Origin of the sequence: Desulfobacter sp. UBA2225, from assembly GCF_002348205.1 — a bacterium.
Classification (GTDB): domain Bacteria; phylum Desulfobacterota; class Desulfobacteria; order Desulfobacterales; family Desulfobacteraceae; genus Desulfobacter; species Desulfobacter postgatei.
In genome coordinates, this window is record NZ_DDYV01000242.1 from 1 (window position 1) to 5,697 (window position 5,697).

The window sequence follows — 5,697 nt, forward strand, 5'->3', positions numbered from 1 at the left end:
TGGCCCCTGCCCGGTATGCCATGGCAATGCCGTCCCCTGTGGCGGTATCAGGATTTGAAGTATACAGATAAACCTTTGAACCGCCACCTGTGGCAAGCAAGGTCACCTTAGCGGCAACGGTTTCCACCTTTCCTGTCTCATTATCCAGGACATAAACCCCGCAGCAGATGTTTTCATGCTGGGTTCTGACAAGACCGCTGCGGACACTTGTGGAATAGGTAATCAGGTTGACGGCAACATGGTTTTCCAAAATGGTTATATTTTCATGCTGTTCAACATTGTGTACCAGAACATCTTCAATTTCCTTACCGGTGAGGTCCCGGGCATGGATGATTCTGTTCTGGGAATGCCCGCCCTCCCGGCCTAGAGAGAAATCATATTTCCCGCCGCCCTCCCGGTTGAACCGTGCTCCCAAATCTACCAACTCCCGAATTCTTTCCGGGCCGTTTTCCACCACCATGCGCACCACATCTTCGTCGCAAAGTCCGTCCCCTGCAGCCAGGGTGTCTGCCACATGATTTTCAAAGGAATCTGTTTTGCTGAATACCGCAGCAACGCCGCCCTGGGCAAGTGCCGTATTGGTTTTATATATTTTTTTTTTGGTGATAATGACCACCCTGCCAAACTGTGCAACCTTCAAGGCATAGCTTAAACCGGCAACACCGCTGCCAATGACCAGAAAATCGGTTTCAATCATTTCTCAATACTTTAATATGTTAAATGGTGTGTTAAAAAAATTAAGGATAAATCAGGATAAAAGGGAACCTCTTCTTTTCTTGCGGGTGCTCATTCCGAAAATCAGTCCCACGATAAAAACACCGGCCCCGGAAAGCAACGCAAATTTTACTTCGCTTTTGATGCTTTGTTCAAGGTTTTGAATACGTTCTTCCTGTTCCCGGGACTGTTCCAAAAGCGCTTTATGTTTGATCTCAAGCTTCAGGTAACCTGCGGAAGCATCTTTGAGTTGCTTATATTTCTGCGCAATTTCCGTCAACTCCTTGTTCTGAACCTCCAAGGTTCTTGCAGTTTCTTCTACAGCGGAAAGCTTTGATGCCAGGCGTTCGTTTTCCTGTTTATACCGCTCAACCAAAAGGCTTTTGGGTGCTTCTTCCGTAAGAAAGCGGGTCAGCACCCAGCCGGTTTTCCCGGTTGAATTTCTCACCATAGACCACTCCTTGCCGTATTCCAGAATTTCCAGTTTGACACCTGACGAGGCCATATCCACAACTTTATGGCCGAGACCCGGCCCCGTGCGCATGGTGATCTGGTTTACCCCGGATACATAAAAAGTCTTTGCATAAATGCAAGTTGTTATAGAAAAAAAGAAAAAACAAGTAAGGATCAGATATTTTACTCTCATTTTTTATCCTCTTTCGTTAAGTTAGGTACCCTTACCATTGAAACGGCCAATTATCAAGGAAAACCCTTGCTTGGACGAAAAGTCACCCGTCTGCGGCGTTATATCCGGGTAACTTTTCATTCAAACACGGTATCCGTTCAGGAACGCAACAGACGACACACCGCTGTCATCCCCCCGATTTATTTTTTACTGACCATTCAGTAAATTTTATTGACAATACAATTTTGTCAATGTAAAAAACACTTAAATTGTAATTTTTAATATTAAATAAAAAAATGAACGCAAAATAAAACTCCTATTGAGGCTGACTGTTCATGGCAATTAGAAAAAATCGAAATGCTGAAACGCGGAAACCTGAAATTCTTGAAGGATATTATCAGGTTTTAATTGAGAAAGGGTTTGAAGGCAGTTCCATTGGAAAGATTGCCCAGCACCTGAATCTCCATTCCACCCTGATCCTTCACTACTTCAAGAACAAGGACAACCTGCAGCGCGAGCTCATAGAATTTCTGATCACCAAGTACAAGGCTGAACACATGCTGGAGTTTGATTTGATAGAAGACAGCGCCCGACGGTTTGACGCAATGATGGATCTGATTTTCAGCTTTAAATGGAACCGGACCGTAGATCCGGGCGTTCATTTTGGCTTTTATTATAAAAGCTTCAGGGATGAAGGTATTCGAAAGGTTTTCAAAGACATGTTCCGCTGGCTTAGTGATTATCTGTATAACGCATTTATCTTATTTAATAAAGACAGTATTATTAAGGTCACGGACGAACGTAAGGCTGCTGAATATGTCCTCACCCTCATGAAAGGCTTGGAGTTTCATGCCCATTTCTTAAATGAGGGCCGGCCCTTTGAAGATTTTGCAAATACAGCCAAAACGGCAACCATAGCGATGTTAAAAAACGGCACATTTTAATGCCCCCCCCCATAGTGACAGCGGTCAGAAAAAATCATTCCAGCTTATTCACTGACCATTCAGTAAAATACAACAGACTCAGGTGACAACATGGATTATTGCTTGGAAGCGCTTGCTTTACACAAAAATTATGGCGAGGTGAAAGCCCTTGACAATGTGGATCTGCGCATCAACCAAGGAGAACTTTTTACTCTTCTTGGTCCGTCCGGCTGTGGCAAAACCACCCTTTTAAGGATTATTGCAGGTCTTGAAACCGCATCCGACGGCAATCTGTTTTTAAACGGAAAGCCCATTCTTGATATTCCGGCCAATAAACGCCCGGTGAACACGGTTTTTCAAAGTTATGCGCTTTTCCCGCATCTGAAGAATTACGACAATATTGCCTTTGGCCTGCGCTCACAAAAAGTGCCGGAAACACAAATTGCCCCCAGGGTGGCAAAGATGCTGGAGATGCTGGAGCTTGAAAAATTTGCAGACCGTTACCCGGACCAGCTCTCCGGCGGACAGCGCCAGCGGGTCTCGATGGCCCGGGCCCTGATCTGTGAGCCGGAAATTCTGCTGTTGGATGAGCCCATGTCTGCCCTGGACGCCAAGTTGCGGGTCCAGCTTCAGGAACAGCTCCGCCGGTTGCAGCTGCGGCTTAAAAAAAATTTCATCCTGGTCACCCATGACCAGGAAGAGGCGTTAACGGTTTCCGACCGTATTGCCGTCATGAAAGAGGGACATATCCTGCAGTGCGGCACGCCTTCGGAAATTTACAACCACCCCAACTGCCGGTTTGTTGCCGAATTCATCGGCACTGCAAATATTTTTGACGTTGAACGCCAGGGCAATATCCTTGAGTCAAAATTTGGTCAATTTGTACCAAAAACAATGCCTGAATGGAAAAAGGGCTCCCTGGTCATCCGGCCCGAAGGCATCAGACTGCGCCCGGAAAAACCGGCACAGAACGGCATTCGGTCCCGTGTCATTGAAAAATACTACCGGGGTACCTATCAGAACATCACCCTTGAAACCGGCAACCTGCGCATGAGAACAGCCCCCCACCGCAAAATAGAAATCGGAGATGAGATCTGGGTGGAACTGCTTCAAGAATCCCTGGTGACCATAGATGATTGATCATTTTTGAATATGAATACATAAAAATTCAAGGAGTTACAGGTCGGTGAAAATCATAGATAAACCAGAAATACTCTACGGTGAACTGTCAACACCAAGAAAAATAAGAACCAGGGGACTTCTGCGCATTTCTCCGGGCATGTTGTGGATCATGCTCTTTCTTTCCATACCCGCATTGTCATTGATTGTGATCAGCTTTACCACCCGGGGCGCGTACGGAGAGATAGAATGGGTTTTTACCCTTGAAAATTATAAACGGCTGGCAGGTTACAGCCTGTTCGGCTGGAGCCCGGATTACCTGAAGATTTTGCTGCGCTCAATCATTGCCGGATTGATCACCACAGTGGTCTGCATCATTTTGTCCTACCCCTTAGCCTTTTTTATCTCAACACGGGACAAGTCAACCCGGTACCTGTGGCTCACGGCCCTGATTATTCCCTTCTGGACCAACCTGGTGATCCGGACCTATGCCTGGCAGATTGTTCTTGCACCGGATCTTCCCATTGCAAAGCTTGCGGCTCTGCTGCACCTTGTCCCGCCGGGAAGCCCTTTGTACCCCAGCTCCTTTGCGGTTTATATCGGCATGATCAGCGCATTTCTGCCCTTTGTGGCCCTGCCCCTGTATTCCAGCGTAGAAAAACTGGACTGGAGCCTGGTTGAGGCAGCCAATGACCTGTACTGCGGCAAATGGCGGGTCTTTCACCAGGCTATTTTACCCCAGACCCTGCCCGGACTTTCTGTGGGGGCTATTCTGACCTTTGTACCGGCCATGGGCATCTTCCTGATCCCGGATCTTTTAGGCGGCGCCAAATATATGCTGGTGGGCAACCTGATCCAGCAACAGTTCGGTAAAAGCCGTGACTGGCCCTTTGGTGCGGCTGTCAGTCTTGCGCTCATGTCTTTAACCCTGATTGCCCTGGTCATTTTGAACCGCAGAGGCGCTAAAATGCAGGTGCTATAATGTTCAAGCTGAATATACACTACAAAATTCTGGCCATTGCCACCTATCTGTTTCTTTACACACCGTTGCTGGCCGTCATGGTCTACTCTTTCAACAAGTCGCGTTTCGGCATCCACTGGGGCGGATTGAGCCTGGACTGGTATGTCAAACTGCTCCATGATGACCTGGTCATTGAGGCCTGTATCAACACCGCTGTTTTGGCAGTGGTCTCCACCATAATCGCCACCATCCTGGGCACCACCCTTGCCATGGGTCTGGCCCGTTATCCATGGTCAAAAAAGGTGATGACCTTTTTTGACATCAACCTGTATCTGCCGGTCGTCACCCCGGAAATTGTTTTTGCCGGCGCCCTTGTTGTTGCATTTACCTGCCTGCGGTCTATCTCTTCCATATTTGAACCCGGACTTGTGACCATGATCATCGGGCACGTCACCTTCCAGGTGGCCTTTGTCGCCCTGGTCGTCAGAAGCCGGCTTGCGTCTTTCAACAACGAAATTGAAGAGGCCTCAAGGGATCTGTATGCCTCCAACTGGTATACCTTCCGCCATGTGCTGCTGCCGCTGATGATGCCGGGCATCGTGTCCGGGGCCATGCTGGCCTTAACCCTGTCCCTTGACGACTTTATCATCAGCTTTTTCACGGCCGGGCCCACATCGGTCACCCTGCCCCTTTATATTTACGGTGAAGTGCATCGGGGGATTACGCCCAAAATCCATGCCCTGTCAACCGTGGGGATTTTTGTAACCATTGCACTGGTAATCCTGTCACAACGGATCTCCAGCAAAGATAATTAAACAACAAAAGGAGAGAACAATGAAAAAATTAACCTTAATCGTATTGCTGATGTTTGCCTTGTTCCTGCAGTTCCCGGCTGCCTCTTTTGCTGCGGATGAACTTCGCGTTCTGATCTGGAGTGAATACATGCCCGAGGACTTTATGGACAACTTTAAAAAAGATACCGGTATCAAAAGCCGAGTGGAGCTCTACGAGTCCACGGAAGAGCTTGTGGCCAAACTGCAGGCCGGCGGTGTAAAGCAGTATGACGTGGTTGTCCCGTCCGACTACATCATCAACACCATGATCAAGCTGAACCTGCTCCAAAAGCTTGACCATTCCAAACTGCCCAACCTGGTCAACCTGGAAGACTCTTTCAAAAACACCGCATACGATCCGGGCAATGAGTACACCGCACCCTATCAGTGGGGCACCGTGGGTATGCTCTATAATAAAGAGAAGCTGGGAGCCGATTATGTGGCGTCAACGGCTCTGTTCTTTGATCCGGCCTCCCGCAAGGGTCCTGTGGTCATGATTGACTCCATCCGGGAAATGCTGGG

Annotated in this window: 7 protein-coding genes; 5 read left to right on the top strand and 2 right to left on the bottom strand. The window is 48.0% G+C overall.

Annotated features, from left to right (window positions below):
- Together B3D59_RS12045 and B3D59_RS12050 are read right to left on the bottom strand one after the other, a co-directional pair.
- Nucleotides 1–697: FAD-binding protein (locus B3D59_RS12045; protein WP_286820072.1), on the bottom strand; the 697-nt coding region annotated here is incomplete at its 3' end.
- Between the two features lie 51 nt (nucleotides 698–748).
- On the bottom strand, nucleotides 749–1,360 hold the full coding sequence (locus tag B3D59_RS12050; protein WP_286820074.1) for a TIGR04211 family SH3 domain-containing protein: 612 nt from the start codon (nucleotides 1,358–1,360) through the stop codon (nucleotides 749–751).
- Nucleotides 1,361–1,674: 314 nt separating this feature from the next.
- Between B3D59_RS12050 and B3D59_RS12055 the strand changes: the two genes are divergently transcribed.
- The 5 genes from B3D59_RS12055 to B3D59_RS12075 form a co-directional block, all read left to right on the top strand.
- On the top strand, nucleotides 1,675–2,283 hold the full coding sequence (locus B3D59_RS12055; protein ID WP_286820075.1) for a TetR/AcrR family transcriptional regulator: 609 nt from the start codon (nucleotides 1,675–1,677) through the stop codon (nucleotides 2,281–2,283).
- A 90-nt stretch (nucleotides 2,284–2,373) separates the two neighbouring features.
- A complete protein-coding gene (locus tag B3D59_RS12060) occupies nucleotides 2,374–3,402 on the top strand; it encodes an ABC transporter ATP-binding protein (protein WP_286820079.1) in 1,029 nt (342 codons plus the stop codon).
- A 46-nt stretch (nucleotides 3,403–3,448) separates the two neighbouring features.
- Nucleotides 3,449–4,363: an ABC transporter permease gene (locus B3D59_RS12065; RefSeq protein ID WP_286820081.1), complete on the top strand. Its 915-nt coding sequence runs from the start codon at nucleotides 3,449–3,451 to the stop codon at nucleotides 4,361–4,363.
- On the top strand, nucleotides 4,363–5,157 hold the full coding sequence (locus B3D59_RS12070) for an ABC transporter permease (protein WP_286820083.1): 795 nt from the start codon (nucleotides 4,363–4,365) through the stop codon (nucleotides 5,155–5,157). The genes B3D59_RS12065 and B3D59_RS12070 overlap by 1 nt, the downstream gene beginning before the upstream one ends.
- 19 nt (nucleotides 5,158–5,176) lie before the next feature.
- Nucleotides 5,177–5,697, top strand: a 521-nt coding sequence (locus B3D59_RS12075) for an extracellular solute-binding protein (protein ID WP_286820085.1), incomplete at its 3' end; no start/stop codon positions are given.